We start from the raw sequence: 17148 nt of genomic DNA, 5'->3' as shown, positions 1-17148 counted from the left end.
CCCTCCCCGCTCAGGCGCCGACCAGCAGCCGCTCGCCCAGCGCGCGCGGCAGGCCGGCGGCGATGATCTTCGCGGCGGTGGCCTCATGGTCGTAGGGCACGCGGTGGAAGGTCAGCGTCTGGCGGCCCAGATCGAACATCGCCCAGGCCGCGGCCGGATTGCCGTCACGCGGCTGGCCGGCCGAGCCAGCGATCGCCAGCCACTGGCGATGCCCCGGCACCGGCACCGCCACGCCCGGCACCGGCGAGAAATTGGCGATCTTGCCAACGCTGGACAGGTGATAGAGCGCCGGCTGGTGCACATGGCCGCAGAAGGTATGGCGGCAGTCGGTGGCCATCATGCTGCGCACCGCCTCGTTGCGGCCCAGGATGTACTCCCAGCTCGCCGGCGCCCAGGCATTGGCATGCACGAACAGGCAGCCGAACTCCTCGCGGCGCATCGGCAGCCGGGCCAGGAAGGCCAGCTGCTCGGCCGAGAGCTGGGCGCGCGTCCTCGACCAGGTTCGGATTGGGCTCGCCGGCCACCGCGTCGTCATGGTTGCCGCGCACCGCGATCGCGCCCTGCGCGACCAGGTCCTGCACCATCGTCACCACCCAGGCCGGATCGGCGCCATAGCCGACGAAGTCGCCCAGCAGCGCGATGCGGTCGGCGCCATGCAGATGGGCCTGCTCGAGACAGGCCTCGAAGGCCTCGCGGTTGGCATGGATGTCGGTGATCAGTGCAATCTTCATGTCGAGGTCTCCCCGGTCGGACACGCTGGCGTGCCCCGGTATGGAATCGAGTGTAGACCGCAGCCGGGCCGTCACGGCGCTCGCCTAGAATCGCCGCGTTCCCGAGATCGCCGCGACCCGTGACCCTGAGATTCGAGCGACAGCCGCCCGGTGCGGCCTGCCCTGACCCCTGTGCCCCCCGCTCTGCCACCGCCGCGTCGCCCGCGGCCGTCATGCTCGGCGAGCGCTGCCATGACAGCGATGCGGCCCTGGCCCGTGCCGCCGGTCTGCCCCGGCTGCTCGCGGGCGAGCCACCCTGCGCCGAACGCTGGCTGAGCCCGGTCGACCCGGCCAGACTGCGACAGGGCTGCACCGGCCGGGTGAACTGGCGCAGCGACGGCCTCTGGCTGCACGCCAGCGCCCGCATCGAGGTGCAGAGCGGCGCCCAGCTGCGCGAGCACACCCGCGCGCTCTACGCCGACCTGTTCGAGGTGCTGCGCCTGCAGGGCGGCCCCGAAGGCGGCATGCGCCTGCATGCGCTGAAGATCTGGAACTATCTGCCGCACATCACCGCCGAGCTCGATGGCCTGGAGGTCTACCGGCACTTCAACATCGGGCGCCAGCAGGCTTTTCTCGAGGCCGGCCTGAGCGCCTTCGAGGGCGCACCGGCCGCCTGCGCGCTCGGCCACCATGACGGACCGCTGACGGTGCATGTGCTGGCCGGCCCCGAGGCGCCGCGCCCGGTCGAGAATCCGCGCCAGGTCAGCGCCTACCACTATCCGTCGGTCTACGGGCCGCGCAGCCCGACCTTCTCGCGCGCGGCGCTGGTCTCGCTGGCGCCGGGCGAGGAGACGCTGCTGATCTCCGGCACCGCCAGCATCGTCGGCCACGAGACCTGCCATGCCGGCGACGTGGTCGCGCAGACCGCCGAGACGCTGCGCAATCTGGAGGCGGTCATCGCCTCCGCGCACCGGCAGACCCCGGCCCGCTTCGATCTGCGCCAGATGGACCTGACGGTCTACCTGCGCCGTCCGGGCGACCGCGCGGCGGTCGAGGCGGTGCTGGCGCAGGCACTCGGTGCCGCGGCCCCCGGCCTGCGCGATGCGCTGTGGCTGCACGCCGATGTCTGCCGCACCGACCTGCTGGTCGAGCTGGAGGCCCAGGGCCATGCACGGTGCTGAAAGCGCGGGCCCCGAATCGGGTGCTTTCACCCGGGTGACTGGCGGTTCCACGGAACCCTGGGCACACTGGCCAGATTGAAATCATGGAAGACCGCCGGACCGGGCGAAGGAAAACCGAATGAGTCACGACCGATCGAATCTTTCGCATCCCGAGGCCCGGCGGCGCCTGCTGCTGGGGGCTCTGGCGCTGTCGCCACTGGCTGCGACGCCGCTGCTGGGCGGCTGCACCACCACGCCGCCGCTGTCGCCGATCCCCCCGACCGAGACCACCCAGCCGGCCGCCACCGCCCTGCTGGCCGAATCGGCCGCAGCCCATGGCCTGAGCGCCTGGCGCCGGGTGCGCGATCTCGGCTTTTCCTGCCGAGGCGAGTGGCGCACGCTGGTGGACCGGCTGCAGCCGGAGCTGGTGGATGCCCGCTTTCGGGTCTCGTCCGAGGAGCGCCTGCTGCCGTCGGAGGGCCTGATCGCCCAGATCCACACCGGGCCTGGCGGCCACAAGCATGTGCTGCGCCGCCAGGGCCGCGGCGAGCGCGACACCGGCAGCGTCGAGGTGGCCTACAACAGCCTGAGCACCCGCGACGCCGCGCTGCTGCAGGCCAGCGCGCTGGCGGCCGACACCAGCCGGCTGAGCCTGCTCGGCCCGCTGGCGCTGGTGGACGGTGCGCACACCCTGCGGCTGGCCGGTCTGGAGCAGGTCGGCGAACACGCCTGCGAACGGCTGATGGTGCGCCTGAGCCCGGGCCTGGGCCTGTCTCCGGCAGACCAGCTGGTGCTGTGCATCGACCGGCGCACCCGGCTGATGCGCCGCCTGCGCTTCACGCTGGATGGCCTGGCCTCGGCGCGCGGCACGCTCCTCGAGCTGGACACGCACGACTTCCAGAACATTCACGGCATCGAATGGCCGACCCGCTTCCACGAACGCATGCGCCGGCCGGTCCCGCACCTGCCGGTGCGCGACTGGCAGCTCACCGGCCTGGACATCAATCGCGGCATGAAGGCCGAGGAGCTCGGCGGCGGCCGCTTCTCGGGCGCGGCGCGCGGCGCGGCGCGAGCGCTGCCCGGTGCGGCGACACCCACGACCTGAACCGCAATCATGCTGCAGCGCAACATGGGTGAGTCGATCGGCCTATGATGGCCGGGTCACGAACTCCTCGGACGGTCCGTCGCCCATGTCACCCCATCTGCACCATCGACCCGACGCGCTCTGGGTCGCCCAGATCGAGAAGCTCTGCGAGGAGCTGAACCTGCGCATCGCCCGACTGGCCCTGATGCTGGGCGTGTCGCTCGACGACGAGGCCCAGCTGGCCCGGATGCTGGCACCCGTGCCTCGCCCGGACGCCGGCGACAGCCACGGCACGCGCCATGAGGCCGCCGCACGCACCGAGCTGCGCGGCCTGCTGCTGCTGCGCGGCGAGCTCGAGAAGCGCTGCGTCGACGAGTTCGGAGCGGCGACCGCCGGCGAGATGCTGATCGACGTCGAGGCGGCCATGGTGCGCCACGGCTTTGCGCCGGGCGCCGACGGCCTGGACCTGCGGCGCCTGTTCGGCACGTCCTCGGCCTGAGCCGGCCGGCCAGGCGCGGCCTGCGCCAGCGTCAGCCGATGCGACCCAGCAGCAGGTACTCCATCAGCGCCTTCTGGACGTGCATGCGGTTCTCCGCCTCGTCCCAGACCACCGACTGCGGGCCGTCGATCACCTCGGCGGTGACCTCCTCGCCGCGGTGCGCGGGCAGGCAGTGCATGAAGAGCGCGTCCGGCTTGGCCACCGCCATCATCTCGGCATCGACGCACCAGTCGGCGAAGGCGGCGCGGCGCGCCTCGTTCTCGGCTTCAAAGCCCATGCTGGTCCAGACATCGGTCGTGACCAGATCGGCGTCGCGACAGGCCTCGTGCGGATCGGCGAAAACCTTGTAGCAGTCGCTTGAACGAATGCCGGCGACCTGCGGGTTCACTTCGTAGCCGCTGGGCGTGCTCACATGCACCGTGAAACCCAGGATCTCGGCCGCCTGCAGCCAGGTGTTGGCCATGTTGTTGCCGTCGCCGACCCAGGCCACCACCTTGCCCTTGAGGCAGCCCAGGTCATAGCCGTTCGCCCCGACCGGCGCGCGGTGCTCCAGGTAGGTGAACAGGTCGGCCATGATCTGGCACGGGTGGAACTCGTTGGTCAGCCCGTTGATGACCGGCACGCGGCTGTGCGCGGCGAAGGCCTCGATCTTGGTGTGCTCGAAGGTGCGGATCATGACCAGGTCGGTCATGCGGCTGATGACGCGCGCCGAGTCCTCGATCGGCTCGGAGCGGCCGAGCTGGCTGTCGCCGGTGGTCAGGTGCACCACCGAGCCGCCCATCTGGTACATGCCGGCCTCGAAGCTCACGCGGGTGCGGGTGCTGGCCTTCTCGAAGATCATCGCCAGCGTGCGGTCGGCCAGCGGCTGGTAGCGCTCGTAGTTCTTGAAGCGGCGCTTGATCAGGCGCGCGCGCTCGAACAGGTAGGCGTACTCCTCGGCGCGGAAGTCCTTGAACTGCAGGTAGTGCTTCATCAGGCTGTTTCCGGGTTTCATGCTGCGGCAGACTCGGCGAGGAAGGTCTTGATGACGGGCACCAGCAGCGCGACGATCTCGTCGGCCTCGGCCACGCTCAGCGTCAGCGGCGGCACCAGGCGCACCACGCTGTCGGCGGTCACGCTCAGCAGCAGGCCGGCCTCGAGCGCGCGCGTCAGCACCACGCCGCAGGGACGGTCCAGCTCGATGCCCAGCATCAGGCCGGCGCCGCGGATCTCGGCCACGCCCGCCACGCCGGCGAGCTCGCGCTCCAGCGCCGCCTTCAGGTGCGCGCCGACGGCTGCGGCGTTCTCCAGCAGGCCCTCTTCTTCCATGATGCGCAGCGTCTCGATGCCGGCGCGCATCGACAGCGGATTGCCGCCGAAGGTGGTGCCGTGGTTGCCGGGCTTGAAGATGTGGGCCGCGCGCGGGCCGCACACCACCGCGCCGATCGGCACGCCCGAGCCCAGGCCCTTGGCCAGCGGCATCACGTCCGGCTTGATGTCGGCCCACTGGTGCGCGAACCACTTGCCGGTACGGCCGATGCCGCACTGCACCTCGTCGAGCATCAGCAGCAGGTCGTGCTGGTCGCACAGCTCGCGCACCGCGCGCAGGTAGTCCCAGCGCGCCGCGTGGATGCCGCCCTCGCCCTGGATGGTTTCCAGGAAGATCGCGGTGATGTTCGGGTTCGACTCGACCGCGGCGCGGATCGCCTCGATGTCGTTGAACGGCACCCGCACGAAGCCCTCGACCAGCGGGCCGAAGCCGGCCTGCACCTTCGGGTTGCCGGTGGCCGACAGCGTGGCGATCGAGCGACCGTGGAAGGCCTTCTCGAACACGATCACCTCGGGGCGCTCGATGCCCTTGTCATGGCCGAACTTGCGCGCGAGCTTCAGCGCCGCCTCGTTGGCCTCCAGGCCGGTGCTGCAGAAGAAGGCGTTGGTCAGGCCCGACAGTTCCACGAGCCGGGCCGCGAGCTGCTCCTGGCCGGGAATGTGGTAGTAGTTCGAGCAGTGGATGAGGGTCGCGACCTGCTCCTGCAGGGCCGCGACGAACTTCGGGTGCGCGTGGCCCAGCGTGTTGACCGCGATGCCGCCCAGGCCGTCGAGGTACTCGCGGCCGGTCGAGTCCCAGACGCGGCTGCCTCGGCCTCGCACCAGCGCGATCGGCAGGCGGCCGTAGGTCGTCATCACGTGGGGTTCGGCGATCGTCGCGGACTCGGCGGTCATCTAGGTACTCTCCAGGCTAGGAATCCAGGCAGGCAAATGCAAAAAGCGCCGCACGATGACGGCGCCCGGCCCATTGTAAGGAAAGCCGACGACAGCACGCCGACAGATGCCTGAGCGATACTCGCACCCCGCGCGCCAGTGCCGACGCGCAAGAACCGCACAGAACAAGACGCAGAGACCCGGTGCCGCCTGCGGTGCCGGCCGATATCTGCCCTGACTCCGCGGCCGTTCCGTCCTGCGCCGATTGCTGCTGCGCTGCAGCACAATAGCGGGCTGACGGGCGGCCGCATGCGCTTGTCACCGCAAGCAGAACAAGGCAGCAGCCCGTGACGAACAACTCGAAACCCAAACCCCGCGAAGTCTTCATCCAGGGCATCACCCGCGACGGCCGCACCTTCCGTCCCAGCGACTGGGCCGAGCGACTGGCCGGCGCGATGTCCTGCTTTCGCCCCGGCGGCGCACGCCCTGCCGGCATCGGCTCGGCGATCGGCTACTCGCCCTACTGCATCCCGACCGTCATCGGCAGCACCAAGTGCGTGGTCGTCAGCGAGGCGCTGAAGGACATCGAGCCGATGGCCTGGGACTTCGTGATGAACTTCGCCCGCGACAACGACCTGCAGGTGATGGAAGCCTGCCTGATCCCCGACGCCCCGAAGAAGGGCTGACGCCCGGGGCGCCGCGCCGCCCTTTTGCCCGCCTTTGCCGCTCGAGTTCCGCCGATCACGGCCGGAGCAGGCGGCGCATCATGCACCGGTCCCGAGATGATCCGCCGCGACCGCCGTCCGGTGCATGCCATGACCCGCCCGTCCGCCCGCTCCCCGTCCTCCTGCGCCAGCTCCATCGCCGCCACACCGGTGCGCCGGCGTCGCGTCCACTACTTCAGCGGTTTCGACCCGCGCGGGGCCAGCCACTACCACCGCCTGTTCAGCCAGCAGGGCGAGCGCCCGCAGCCGGGCGGCGGCAGCATCACCACCGGCGCGCGCCAGCGCATCGGCGAGCTCTTCCACCGCTGGACGGTGGACTGGCGGCCAGCTCCGGCCACCCCCGCCGCCGCGCCGGACGATGCCGCGGTGCGCACCGAGCATGTCTTCATGGGCTGGGACGACATCATCCGACGCCACTGGAGCCGCCAGCCGCTGGCGCTGCTGCGCGAGTTCGCCGCGGTGCAGGTGGCGATGATGCGCGACGTCGGCCTGCGCCGGGTGCACGCACTGCATCCCACCGCGCTGCTGACCGCGCTGCTGCCGCTGCTCTGGCTGGTGGCGACGCTGCTGGTCGGCGGCTTCGTCATCGCCGCGATGTCGGCGCTGCCGCTGACCGCCCTGGGCGAGACCGGTCTGGTCGCAGTGGCCACCGGCGTGGGCCTGGCCCTGACCGGCATGCTGCTCTCGCTGGGTGCGCAGGCCGGACTGTTCTGGCTGATGCGCATCTACCACTTCATCCTGTGCATGGGCCGCGGCCAGGTCGCCGGCATGGACGAACGGGTCAAGGAATGGGTCGAGCATGTGATCGAGCGCCAGAGCACCGATCCCGTCGACGAGGTGGTGCTGGCCGGCCACAGCGTGGGCACGCTGGTGATGGTCGAGGCGGTCGACCAGCTGCTGCGCGATCCGCGCTGGCAGGCGCTGCAGGCGGGCCGGCGCACCGCGATGCTGACGCTCGGCCAATGCTATCCCGGCCTGGCGCTGCTGCCCGGCGCCGAGTCCTTTCGCCATGCGCTGCTGCGGCTGTCGCGCCACCCGGACCTGGTCTGGCTGGACGTGACCGCGCGCATCGACCCGATGTGCTTCTTCAGCACCGCGCCGCTGGCCGGCACCGAGCTGGCCGAGCAGGCCGGCCCGCTGCCGCGCCGCCGCGCCGCGAGCTTCTTCCAGATGTACGACCCGCTGCACTGGGCCGCGATCCGTCGCGACAAGCTGCAGGCGCATTTCCTCTATCTGATGACGCCGGACCGGCCCGGCAACTTCGATCTGTTCGCGATGCTCTACGGCCCGCGCCGCTTCGAGCAGCAGCTGGTCGAGACGCGGCGACGCTGAGCCCCGAGGCCCCATGGCGCACTTCTGCCCCGCCTACCCGACCCCACGCAGGCACAAGGCCTCCGGCCTGCTGATGTTCCTGAGCGCACGCCACTCCTGGCTGGACGCGCTGTACGAGCGCAGCTACCGGATGCAGATGGGCGAGGTCCGCCTGCCCGGCCTGGACCTCTACATGATCAACGAGCCCGGCCTGGTGCGGCGGGTGATGGTCGAGCAGGCCGAGGACTTCCCGAAGAGCGAACTGCTCGGCCAGGCGCTCGAGCCGCTGCTGGGCGAAAGCATCTTCACCACCAGCGGCGAGCAATGGCAGCGCCAGCGCGCGATGATGGATCCGGCCTTCGCGCAGGCGCGGCTGCAGGTGGCCTTTCCGGTCATGGCCGCCGCGACCGAGGCGATGCGGGCGCGGCTGGATCGGCTCGCCGACGGCACCGAGCACGACATCGAGGTCGAGATGACCCATGTCACCGCCGACATCATCTTCCGCACCATCTTCTCGGTGCCGATGGAGGGCGAGGACGCACGGCGGGTGTTCGACGCCTTCGCGCGCTACCAGGCGCTGGTGCCGCGCCTGATCCTGCCGTCGATCTTCGGGCTGCGCTGGCTGGTCTGGCCCTGGGACGCCTGGCGCGCACGCCACGCCGCACGCGAGATCCGCGGCCTGCTCGAGACGCTGATCCGCCCGCGCTTCGAGGCCCGCCGCGCCGGCGCCGAGCATCCGCAGGCCGACATCCTGGCCGCCTTCCTCGACGCCCGCGACGAGCAGGGCCGCGCCTTCGACTTCGAGGAACTGGTGGACCAGGTCGCGATGCTCTTTCTGGCCGGACACGAGACCTCGGCCAGCGCGCTGACCTGGGCCTGCCACCTGCTGGCGCGTGCACCTGACATCCAGCAGCGCGTCCATGACGAGGTCGCCACACAGATCGGCGCACGCGCGCCCGGCGTGGCCGACATGAAGGGCCTGACGCTGACCCGCAACGTCTTCCGCGAGACGCTGCGGCTGTTCCCGCCGGTGGGCTTCATGGCGCGGCAGGCGCGCACCGGCTGCCCGATGCGCGGCAAGCAGATCCAGGCCGGCGCCACGGTGGTGATCTCGCCCTGGCTGATCCAGCGTCAGCGCGACGGCTGGCGCGACCCGGACGCCTTCGATCCCGATCGCCATGCCCGCGACGAGGAAGGCAGCGCAGGCCACGGCCGCGCCGGCTACCTGCCCTTCGGCATGGGGCCGCGCGTCTGCCTGGGCGCGGCCTTCGCGCTGCAGGAAGCGACGCTGATCCTGGCCCAGCTGGTGCGCCGCTGGCGGCTGGAGGCCGTCGAAGGCCATGAGCCCCGCCCGGTCGGCCGGCTGACGATCCGCTCGGCCAACGGCGTGCGCCTGCGCCTGCACCGGCGCGCGGAGGCTCCAGCCGGATGAAGGAGCGAGCGGCAGGCATCCTGCTGATGTGCGCGATCGTGCCGCTGGCGGTGATCGGCTACCTGATGCTGGTGTGGATCGGCCTGTTCGGCCCCAACCGGCGCGGCCGCGCCGGCGTGCGCGCGCTCGACCATTTTGTCAACGCGACCGTCTTCGGCGGCCACGCCTGGGAATCGATATCGTCGCACGCCTGGCGGGTGCGCGAGCACAAGCGCTGGGCGCGCCTGGTCATCCGCCTCACCGACCTGTTCCAGAAGGACCACTGCCGACGCGCCAACAAGCGCGAGCAGCCGCTGGTGGATCTGGCGCTGCGTGCCGGTCTGGATCGGCAGACCATTCGCTGAGCTGAGAAACAGCAGTCAGGCCAAGATCCGAAAAAAGAAAAGGGACTGCTTTTTGAGCAGTCCCTTGATGTTTGGTGCGGCTGGCAGGATTCGAACCCACGACCCCTTGGTTCGTAGCCAAGTACTCTATCCAACTGAGCTACAGCCGCATTGATCTTGCGATCATCTCGGCGAATTTGTCTTTATGGTGCGGCTGGCAGGATTCGAACCCACGACCCCTTGGTTCGTAGCCAAGTACTCTATCCAACTGAGCTACAGCCGCTAAGCAAATTTCGCTGAGAGATGAATTATGGCATGCGCCTGAAAATTTCCGCAAGCACTTCCGACAATTATTTTTTGCACCCGGATCAGAGGCTGCGTGCGGCCTCGCGATAGCAGCGCTGCGCCAAGGCCTCGTCGCCTTCGCTCTCGGCGATCTCGGCCAGCGCGCGCCAGGCCTTCAGCCGCAGCGCCGGCGCGGCATCGGTCGCGGAAGCCGCCGACTCCAGCAAGCGATGCGCGCGTCCCCAGAGCTGGCGCTCGGCCATCGCCCGGCCAGCGACATAGGCCAGATGCGCATCGCGCGGCGAGGCATCGACCGCGGTCTCGAGCAAGGGCAGCCAGTCGGCTGGCAGCCCCGGCAGCACCTCGACGAAGGCATCGAGCACATCGCCGCGGTCGCGCTCGTCGAGCTCGGCCAGACGCTCCCAGTGAGGCTTGAGCCAGCCCCGGGCATCGGAGGGCGCCTCGACCGCCGCCGCACGGCGCGCAGCGCGGGCGGCCACATAGGGGTCACGCCGATCAGCGCTGTCGAGCTGCAGCCAGATGCGACGCAGCTGGTCAGCATCGCGAGCGGTGTCGAGCGCCTCGACCGCCAGCGAGCGCAGCAGCCCCTGGGCGGCAGCCGGCGTGAAGCCCTGATGCTTGGCCAGCAGGCGTGCGGTCTTCAGCGCCTCGAGCGGCTGACGAGCAAGACGGGTGGCCTGCAGCTTCAGCCGCAACGCATGGGTGCGACGGGCCACGCCGGCCGGCAGCTGGCCGAGCTGGTCGAGCGCCCGATCGGCATCGCGGTCGTCGACCGCCCACTCGGCGGCCAGCATGCGGGCGCCCTCGCCGATCGCGGAGCCCGCGGGCAGATCCGCCAGCAGCGCCTGGGCGCGCGAGAGCTGCTCGTCGCGCCGGCCCTGATCCTGCAGCCGGTGCAGCGCGCTGGCCGACAGCAGATGCGCCAGCACCGGCAGGTCCGGATCGAGCTTCAGGTCGGGCGCCTGGATGCGGATGTCCAGCGCCTGCTGCGCTGCCTTGTGCGCGCGGCCGTAGCGGCCGGCGAAGAGCTGCGCCACCGCCTCGCGCATCGCGCGCTGCACCGCGGCCTCGCGCTGCTGGGTGCGCCACTGGCGTGCCCGCTGCGGCAGATCGATCAGGCCCGAGACCGCCCCCGTCAGCACATGCCCGACAAAACCCGCCGCCAGCAGCAGCAGCACGAAGACATTGATCGACAGATCGACCCGCCACGGCGCCCAGTAGATCGACACCAGTCCGTCATTGGCGCCCAGCGTGCTCGCCGCCAGCACCGCGATGGCGAACATCATCAGCAGCCACACCACCTGACGCATCGTGTGACTCCTTCAGCGTCCGGCCAGCGCGGCCGTGGTGGCGGCCAGCGTGTCGTCCGGCCGCGGAATGCCGACCAGCCGGCTCTGCGAGGAGACCTGGCGCAGCATGTCGGCAGCGATCTGGGTGCGCCGCGCGCTCATGTCGAAATAGGTCACCAGCATGCGCTGGCAGGCCTGCAGGTCGGCCACCGCGGCCTCGGGCTGGCGCGACAGCAGCGACAGCCGGGCATTGAGCAGACGCAGCTTCAGGTTCTCGCGCAGGAAGAAGCCCTGGTCGGGCGACAGCAGCATCGCCTCGGGATGATCGATGCGGGTCACCCGCAGCAGGCCGGTGATCTCCGACCAGACCAGCTCGACCGGCCGGCTCCAGTCCTGCAGCCATTGCGGCCAGGCCGAGCCGGAGGCTCCGTCTTGCGCGGCCGAGGCCCGGGCGGCGGCCTGCACCGCACGCGCCTGCTGGGCCGCCGCCCGGCCGGTGGTGGCGGCCTGCGAGACCAGCGGCAGCTCGTCGGCCAGCCGCACCGTCTCGTCGAGCTTGATCAGCAGCGAGCCGATGTCGGGCACCGCCACCGAGCGCACCCGGTCCATGTCGCGGGCGATCGCCCGGCGCAGCGGCTCCAGACGCGGCTGGCTGATGCGCGCCAGCCGCTCGTCGGCGCTGCGCAGCGCCACCATCAGCGGCTCGGCCGAGCCGGTCAGCGTGGACTGCTGGATCGCCAGTCGGATGGCCGAGTCGATGTCGGACACCGCGTTCTCGTCGCGCGAGCGCGACAGCGACTGCAGCAGGTCATCGATCTGGCCGCGCTGCAGCGCGACCTCGGAGACACGCGCCTCCATCAGCGCGACCTTGGCGGCCGCGTCGCGCGCGATCTCGTCGGACTGGCGCGCCAGCACCCGGGCCTCGGCGGACTGCTCGCCGCTGTCCTGCTGGCGCTTGACCAGCTCCATCTCGAGCGAGTGCACCCGCTGCTGCGTCTGCCAGCTGGTCCAGGCGCCGCCGCCAGCCAGCAGCGCCAGCACCAGGCCGGTCGGCAGGACCCAGCCGGGCAAGGCGGGCGCAGAAGCAGATGCAGACGCCGGCAGGCTCGCAGGTGCGGCCACGGGCGGAGGCGCGAACACCGGCGGTGCGGCCGGCGCCACAGGCGCCGCTGCGGAAACGGCCGGAGCGGATGCCTCGGCCGGTGCCTCGGCGGCGCCGGCCGGCGGAACCGGACTGCTGGAAGGAGAGGATTGATCGTTCACGGGCAATGCGGGTCCGGGAGGAGGAACCTCCCTCCGGAAAGATTGTATAGAGCGGACCGCGCCTGCGTGCGACGCATCACGCTCGCGGCTCCGGCGAGGCGTCAAGCGCCTGACGCACCTCAAGCGGATGCGGACGCACCGGCATGACGACGGCAAAGCCGGCCGCGCGAGCGGTCTCGGCGATGCGAGGATGAGTCGCCAGCACCGGCACGGACCGAAGGGCCGCCCGCAGCGCAGGCTCGACCGGTGCAGCCATCAGGTGGTCGATGCACTGCGAGCTGCTGAACAGCCAGACCTGCGCGGCCGGATCGCGCCCGACCGCCGCCAGCGCGGCACGCTCCGCCGCGGTCCAGGCGGGCTCGGCGCGTGCGTAGGCGGCCAGGGCCTCGACCCGGGCGCCGGCCTGGCGCAGCGTCGCAGCCAGCCAGTCGCGGCCTTCCTCGCCACGCACGATCAGCACCTGCTGCTCCGCCCAGTCCAGCCCGGCCAGCGCGTGGCGCCACAGCGATTCGGCGTCGAAGCTGGCCGCGTCCTCGGGCGGCGCGGCGATCGAGCGCGCCTCGACGCCCTGCGCACGCAGCGCCGCGATCGTGCCGGGGCCGGTCGCGCCGGCCAGCGTGTCCGCCGGCCAGACGGCGCCCTCGGGCCGCCCGGCGAAAAAGGCCAGCACCGCATTCGGGCTGACGAACATCACCAGCCGGTGCCGCGCCAGCTCCGACCAGGCCGCGCGCACCGCCGCATCGAAGCCCTCGCGGCGCACGATGCGCATCAGCGGCAGGGCCTGCGCCGGCGCGCCAAGCGCCTGCAGCCGCGCGACCCATTCGTCGGCCTGCGGCTGCGGCCGGGTGACGAGCACCGTCGGCAGCGCGGCGGCCCGCCTCATGCGCTGGCCGACAGCGCGGCAGCCGCGTCCAGGCAGACCTGGCCGCCGGCAGCACGCAGCTGGCGCGCGGCCTCCAGGCCCAGCGCCTCGGCGGCGGCCGTGTCGGCGACTTCGGCCGAGACGCTCACCCCATGCAGCGGATGCGCCGCATCGACCGGATGGCCCAGCCGCGCCTGCAGCACCAGCGTGCCGCCCTGCCAGTGCGCCCAGGCCGCCAGCGGCATGCTGCAGCTGCCACCCAGCGCGCGCGACACCGCGCGCTCGGCATGCACCGCCAGCCAGGTCGGCGCGTGCGTCAGCGAGGCCAGCGCCTCGCGCAGCGCGGTCGCATCGGTGCGCACCTCCAGGCCCAGCGCGCCCTGCCCGGCCGCCGGCAGCATCACCTGCGGATCGATCACCGCGCGGATGCGCGCGCCCAGGCCCAGGCGCTTCAGGCCCGCCGCCGCCAGCACGATGCCGTCGTACTGGCCCTCGTCGAGCTTGCGCAGCCGGGTGTCGAGGTTGCCGCGCAGCGGCTGCACGTCCAGGTCCGGCCGGATCGCCTTGAGCTGCACCACCCGGCGCAGGCTGGAGGTGCCGACGCGCGCGCCCTGCGGCAGCGCCTGCACCGACTCGAAACGGGGCGAGACCCAGGCGTCGCGCGGATCCTCGCGCTCCATGACGGTGCACAGCGAGAAGCCCTCGGGCATCTCCATCGGCACGTCCTTGAGCGAATGCACCGCCAGGTGGGCGCGGCCCTCCTCCAGCGCCACCTCCAGCTCCTTGACGAACAGGCCCTTGCCGCCGACCTTGGACAGCGCGCGGTCCAGGATCTGGTCACCCTTCGTCGTCATGCCCAGCAGCTCCACCGTCCAGCCGAAGCGCTGGCGCAGCAGGGACTGGACATGCTCGGCCTGCCACAGGGCCAGGCGGCTTTCGCGGGTGGCGATGATGCACGGGGACGACAGTGTGTTCATGCCGCGATTGTCCTTCATCGGCTGAAGGCCGCGTGACAGGCCTCACGAAGCGGCAACGGACTCGTTCTGGTCCGAAAGCTGCTCTGAAGCCCCACTTCGGGTGCTAACATGCGCCGCGTAACCCGGTTACCACTCCATCGCCATCGAGGTTTCAATGCCCCGCGCTGCCCGTCCCAAGAAGAACGCCGCTTCCGCCCCCGCTCCTGAAACCCCGGTCGTCGAGACCGGGTCGGCCGCCGACGCGGCCGAGAAGAACCGACCGCTGGTCGAGGACATCCGCCTGCTCGGGCGCATCCTCGGCGACGTCATCCGCGAACAGGAAGGCAAGGCCGCCTACGAGCTGGTCGAGAAGATCCGCCAGCTCTCGGTCGCCTACCGCCTGAAGCAGGATGCCGGCGCCGGCAAGTCGCTCGACCGGCTGCTGAAGAACCTGTCGGTCGAGCAGACCGTCAGCGTGATCCGCGCCTTCAGCTACTTCTCGCACCTGGCCAACATCGCCGAGGACCGCCACCACGTCCGCCGCCGCGAGGTGCACGAGCGCCAGGGCCACCTGCAGGAAGGGTCGCTGGCGATGACCTTCGAGCGCCTGGCCGAGGCCGACGTGCGCGCCGACGACATCGCCGGCACGCTCGCGCGCGCCTACATCTCGCCGGTGCTGACCGCGCACCCGACCGAGGTGCAGCGCAAGTCCATCCTCGACGCCGAGCGCGCCGTGGCCGAGCTGATCAACCAGCGCGACCACCTGCACACCACGCGCGAGCGCGCCGAGAACGAGGAGCAGCTCGCCGCCCGCGTGACGCAGCTCTGGCAGACGCGCATGCTGCGCTACACCAAGCTGACCGTCTCGGACGAGATCGAGAACGCGCTGTCCTACTACCGCGCGACCTTCCTGCGCCAGATCCCGAAGATGTACCGCGAGATCGAGCACGCGCTGCCGGGCCGCGACATCGCCAACTTCTTCCGCATGGGCAACTGGATCGGCGGCGACCGCGACGGCAACCCCTTCGTGACCGCCGAGACGCTGAAGCTGGCGCTGTCGCGCCAGAGCGAGACGGCGCTGCGCCACTACCTGACCGAGGTGCACCAGCTCGGCGCCGAGCTGTCGATGTCGCTGCTGCTGTGCCCGGTCACGCCCGAGATGGTCGCGCTGGCCGAGCGCTCGCCCGACCAGAACGCCCACCGCCAGGACGAGCCCTACCGCCGCGCGCTGGTCGGCATCTATTCGCGCCTGGCCGCGACGCTGCACGCGCTGACCGGCACCGAGGCGCTGCGCCACGCGGTCGCGCCGCAGAACCCCTACGCCTCGGCCGGCGAGTTCCTCGCCGACCTGCAGGTGATCGAGGCCTCGCTGAAGTTCCACCATGCGCAGGCGCTGATCGCGCCGCGCCTGGCGCCGCTGATGCGCGCGGTCGAGGTCTTCGGCTTCCACCTGGCCACGGTCGACCTGCGCCAGAGCTCGGACAAGCACGAGGAGGTGGTGGCCGAGCTGCTGCGCGTGGCGCGCATCGAGGCCGACTATTCAAGCCTGGACGAGGCCGGCCGGCGCGCGCTGCTGCTCAAGGTGCTGGATGACGCGCGCCCGCTGCGCGTGATCGGCGCCGAGTATTCGGACCACGCCCGCAGCGAGCTGGCCATCTTCGAGACCGCGCGCGAAATGCTGGGCCGCTTCGGCCGCCACGCGCTGCGCCACTACATCATCAGCCACACCGAGGACGTCAGCGACCTGCTCGAGGTGCTGGTGCTGCAGAAGGAAGTCGGCCTGATGCGCGGCACGCTCGACAGCGGCGCCGCGGTCAACGACCTGATCGTCGTGCCGCTGTTCGAGACCATCGGCGACCTGCGCAACGCCGCGCCGATCATGGCGCAGTTCTATGCGCTGCCCGGCATCGCCGGCATGGTCGAGCGCTCGGGCCGCGAGCAGGACATCATGCTGGGCTACTCCGACAGCAACAAGGACGGCGGCTTCTTCACCAGCAACTGGGAGCTGTACGCGGCCGAACTGGCGCTGGTGGAGCTGTTCGAGCAGCTCGGCCGCGCGCACGGCATCACGCTTCGCCTGTTCCACGGCCGCGGCGGCACGGTGGGTCGGGGCGGCGGCCCGAGCTACCAGGCCATCCTGGCCCAGCCCCCGGGCACGGTCAACGGCCAGATCCGCCTGACCGAGCAGGGCGAGGTGATCGCCTCGAAGTACGCCAACCCCGAGATCGGCCTGCGCAACCTGGAGACGCTGGTGGCCGCGACGCTGGAGGCCACGCTGCTGCACCCGACCAAGAGCGCGCCGAAGGCCTTCCTGGACGCGGCCGCCGAGATCTCGGGCGCGAGCATGGCCGCCTACCGCGCGCTGGTCTACGAGACCCCGGGCTTCACCGACTACTTCTTCAGCGCCACGCCGATCCGCGAGATCGCCGAGCTCAACATCGGCTCGCGCCCGGCCTCGCGCAAGGCCACCCGCGCGATCGAGGACCTGCGCGCGATTCCCTGGGGCTTCAGCTGGGGCCAGTGCCGCGTGGCGCTGCCGGGCTGGTGCGGCTTCGGCTCGGCCGTCGCCGCCTACCTGGCCGGCGCCAAGGGCGACAAGGCCCAGGCCGAGCGCCTGGCGCTGCTGCAGCGCATGTACCAGGAATGGCCTTTCTTCCGCACGCTGCTGTCCAACCTGGACATGGTGCTGGCCAAGTCGGACCTGCGCATCGCCGCGCGCTACCTCGATCTGGTCGAGGACAAGAAGCTGGGCAAGAAGATCTTCGCCGCGATCGAGGCCGAATGGCAGCGCACCAACGACGCGCTGAACCAGATCACCGGCGACACGCAGCGCCTGGCGGCCAACCCGACGCTGGCGCGCTCGATCGAGCACCGCTTCCCGTACCTCGATCCGCTCAACCACCTGCAGGTCGAGCTGATGCGCCGCTACCGCCAGCGCCCGGCGGACGCGAAGACCGCGGGCGACGCGACGCTCGAGCGCCTGCAGCGCGGCATCCACATCTCGATCAACGGGGTGGCCGCGGGCCTGCGCAACACCGGCTGAGGCC

Annotated in this window: 14 protein-coding genes, 2 tRNA genes and 1 pseudogene; 8 read left to right on the top strand and 9 right to left on the bottom strand. The window is 71.1% G+C overall.

Features of this window, described 5'->3' with window-relative positions:
• Positions 1-10: 10 nt before the first annotated feature.
• A pseudogene (locus tag BW996_RS17040) lies at positions 11-731 on the bottom strand (metallophosphoesterase family protein).
• Positions 732-850: 119 nt separating this feature from the next.
• Here BW996_RS17040 and BW996_RS17035 point away from each other — a divergent pair.
• The 3 genes from BW996_RS17035 to BW996_RS17025 all read left to right on the top strand — a co-directional run bounded on the left by BW996_RS17035 (position 851) and on the right by BW996_RS17025 (position 3453).
• The gene (locus BW996_RS17035; protein WP_156027812.1) at positions 851-1891 is read left to right on the top strand and encodes a chorismate transformation FkbO/Hyg5 family protein; all 1041 of its coding nucleotides are present in this window, start codon (positions 851-853) and stop codon (positions 1889-1891) included.
• A 118-nt stretch (positions 1892-2009) separates the two neighbouring features.
• Positions 2010-2975 carry a hypothetical protein gene (locus tag BW996_RS17030; RefSeq protein WP_037478702.1) on the top strand — a complete coding sequence of 322 codons (966 nt, stop codon included), beginning with the start codon at positions 2010-2012 and terminating at the stop codon, positions 2973-2975.
• Positions 2976-3060: 85 nt separating this feature from the next.
• Positions 3061-3453 (top strand): hypothetical protein, encoded by a 393-nt coding sequence (locus BW996_RS17025; RefSeq protein WP_037478703.1) that lies wholly within the window; start codon positions 3061-3063, stop codon positions 3451-3453.
• Positions 3454-3484: 31 nt separating this feature from the next.
• Here the strand turns inward: BW996_RS17025 and argF are convergent, their stop codons facing one another.
• Positions 3485-4447 carry an ornithine carbamoyltransferase gene (argF, locus tag BW996_RS17020; protein WP_037478706.1) on the bottom strand — a complete coding sequence of 321 codons (963 nt, stop codon included), beginning with the start codon at positions 4445-4447 and terminating at the stop codon, positions 3485-3487.
• Positions 4444-5655, bottom strand: coding sequence for an aspartate aminotransferase family protein (locus BW996_RS17015; RefSeq protein WP_037478708.1), 1212 nt, complete (start codon positions 5653-5655; stop codon positions 4444-4446). The genes argF and BW996_RS17015 overlap by 4 nt, the downstream gene beginning before the upstream one ends.
• A 326-nt stretch (positions 5656-5981) precedes the next feature.
• Here BW996_RS17015 and BW996_RS17010 point away from each other — a divergent pair, with 326 nt between their 5' ends.
• The 4 genes from BW996_RS17010 to BW996_RS16995 all read left to right on the top strand — a co-directional run bounded on the left by BW996_RS17010 (position 5982) and on the right by BW996_RS16995 (position 9446).
• Positions 5982-6320 carry a DUF3579 domain-containing protein gene (locus BW996_RS17010; protein ID WP_037478710.1) on the top strand — a complete coding sequence of 113 codons (339 nt, stop codon included), beginning with the start codon at positions 5982-5984 and terminating at the stop codon, positions 6318-6320.
• A gap of 129 nt (positions 6321-6449) precedes the next feature.
• Positions 6450-7691, top strand: coding sequence for a hypothetical protein (locus BW996_RS17005; protein WP_139330927.1), 1242 nt, complete (start codon positions 6450-6452; stop codon positions 7689-7691).
• A 13-nt stretch (positions 7692-7704) separates the two neighbouring features.
• On the top strand, positions 7705-9102 hold the full coding sequence (locus tag BW996_RS17000) for a cytochrome P450 (RefSeq protein ID WP_037478715.1): 1398 nt from the start codon (positions 7705-7707) through the stop codon (positions 9100-9102).
• Positions 9099-9446: a hypothetical protein gene (locus BW996_RS16995; RefSeq protein WP_037478716.1), complete on the top strand. Its 348-nt coding sequence runs from the start codon at positions 9099-9101 to the stop codon at positions 9444-9446. The genes BW996_RS17000 and BW996_RS16995 overlap by 4 nt, the downstream gene beginning before the upstream one ends.
• A 72-nt stretch (positions 9447-9518) precedes the next feature.
• Here BW996_RS16995 and BW996_RS16990 read toward each other — a convergent pair.
• The 6 genes from BW996_RS16990 to hemC all read right to left on the bottom strand — a co-directional run bounded on the left by BW996_RS16990 (position 9519) and on the right by hemC (position 14122).
• Positions 9519-9595: transfer RNA gene (locus BW996_RS16990), tRNA-Arg, on the bottom strand.
• A gap of 36 nt (positions 9596-9631) precedes the next feature.
• A tRNA-Arg gene (locus tag BW996_RS16985) sits at positions 9632-9708 on the bottom strand.
• Between the two features lie 85 nt (positions 9709-9793).
• The gene (locus BW996_RS16980) at positions 9794-11041 is read right to left on the bottom strand and encodes a heme biosynthesis HemY N-terminal domain-containing protein (RefSeq protein ID WP_037478718.1); all 1248 of its coding nucleotides are present in this window, start codon (positions 11039-11041) and stop codon (positions 9794-9796) included.
• 12 nt (positions 11042-11053) lie between these two features.
• The gene (locus BW996_RS16975; protein ID WP_245801925.1) at positions 11054-12091 is read right to left on the bottom strand and encodes a uroporphyrinogen-III C-methyltransferase; all 1038 of its coding nucleotides are present in this window, start codon (positions 12089-12091) and stop codon (positions 11054-11056) included.
• 268 nt (positions 12092-12359) lie between these two features.
• Positions 12360-13166 carry a uroporphyrinogen-III synthase gene (locus tag BW996_RS16970; RefSeq protein ID WP_076459022.1) on the bottom strand — a complete coding sequence of 269 codons (807 nt, stop codon included), beginning with the start codon at positions 13164-13166 and terminating at the stop codon, positions 12360-12362.
• Positions 13163-14122, bottom strand: coding sequence for a hydroxymethylbilane synthase (gene hemC / locus BW996_RS16965; protein ID WP_245801924.1), 960 nt, complete (start codon positions 14120-14122; stop codon positions 13163-13165). Before hemC ends, BW996_RS16970 begins: the two co-directional genes overlap by 4 nt.
• A gap of 154 nt (positions 14123-14276) precedes the next feature.
• Here hemC and ppc point away from each other — a divergent pair, with 154 nt between their 5' ends.
• Positions 14277-17144, top strand: coding sequence for a phosphoenolpyruvate carboxylase (gene ppc / locus BW996_RS16960; protein ID WP_076459020.1), 2868 nt, complete (start codon positions 14277-14279; stop codon positions 17142-17144).
• Positions 17145-17148 lie beyond the last annotated feature (4 nt).

The organism is Sphaerotilus natans (genome assembly GCF_900156335.1).
GTDB classification, from domain to species: domain Bacteria; phylum Pseudomonadota; class Gammaproteobacteria; order Burkholderiales; family Burkholderiaceae_C; genus Sphaerotilus; species Sphaerotilus natans.
This window is presented reverse-complemented; position numbering and strand designations above follow the sequence as displayed.

Excerpts from the sequence above, each read along its gene's own strand:
- BW996_RS17030 (WP_037478702.1), top strand. The coding sequence starts at position 2,010 with ATGAGTCACGACCGATCGAATCTTTCGCATCCCGAGGCCCGGCGGCGC.
- ppc (WP_076459020.1), top strand. The coding sequence starts at position 14,277 with ATGCCCCGCGCTGCCCGTCCCAAGAAGAACGCCGCTTCCGCCCCCGCT.
- BW996_RS17000 (WP_037478715.1), top strand. The coding sequence starts at position 7,705 with ATGGCGCACTTCTGCCCCGCCTACCCGACCCCACGCAGGCACAAGGCC.
- BW996_RS17015 (WP_037478708.1), bottom strand. The coding sequence starts at position 5,655 with ATGACCGCCGAGTCCGCGACGATCGCCGAACCCCACGTGATGACGACC.
- BW996_RS16970 (WP_076459022.1), bottom strand. The coding sequence starts at position 13,166 with ATGAGGCGGGCCGCCGCGCTGCCGACGGTGCTCGTCACCCGGCCGCAG.
- BW996_RS16995 (WP_037478716.1), top strand. The coding sequence starts at position 9,099 with ATGAAGGAGCGAGCGGCAGGCATCCTGCTGATGTGCGCGATCGTGCCG.
- BW996_RS17005 (WP_139330927.1), top strand. The coding sequence starts at position 6,450 with ATGACCCGCCCGTCCGCCCGCTCCCCGTCCTCCTGCGCCAGCTCCATC.
- BW996_RS17025 (WP_037478703.1), top strand. The coding sequence starts at position 3,061 with ATGTCACCCCATCTGCACCATCGACCCGACGCGCTCTGGGTCGCCCAG.
- argF (WP_037478706.1), bottom strand. The coding sequence starts at position 4,447 with ATGAAACCCGGAAACAGCCTGATGAAGCACTACCTGCAGTTCAAGGAC.
- hemC (WP_245801924.1), bottom strand. The coding sequence starts at position 14,122 with ATGAACACACTGTCGTCCCCGTGCATCATCGCCACCCGCGAAAGCCGC.
- BW996_RS16980 (WP_037478718.1), bottom strand. The coding sequence starts at position 11,041 with ATGCGTCAGGTGGTGTGGCTGCTGATGATGTTCGCCATCGCGGTGCTG.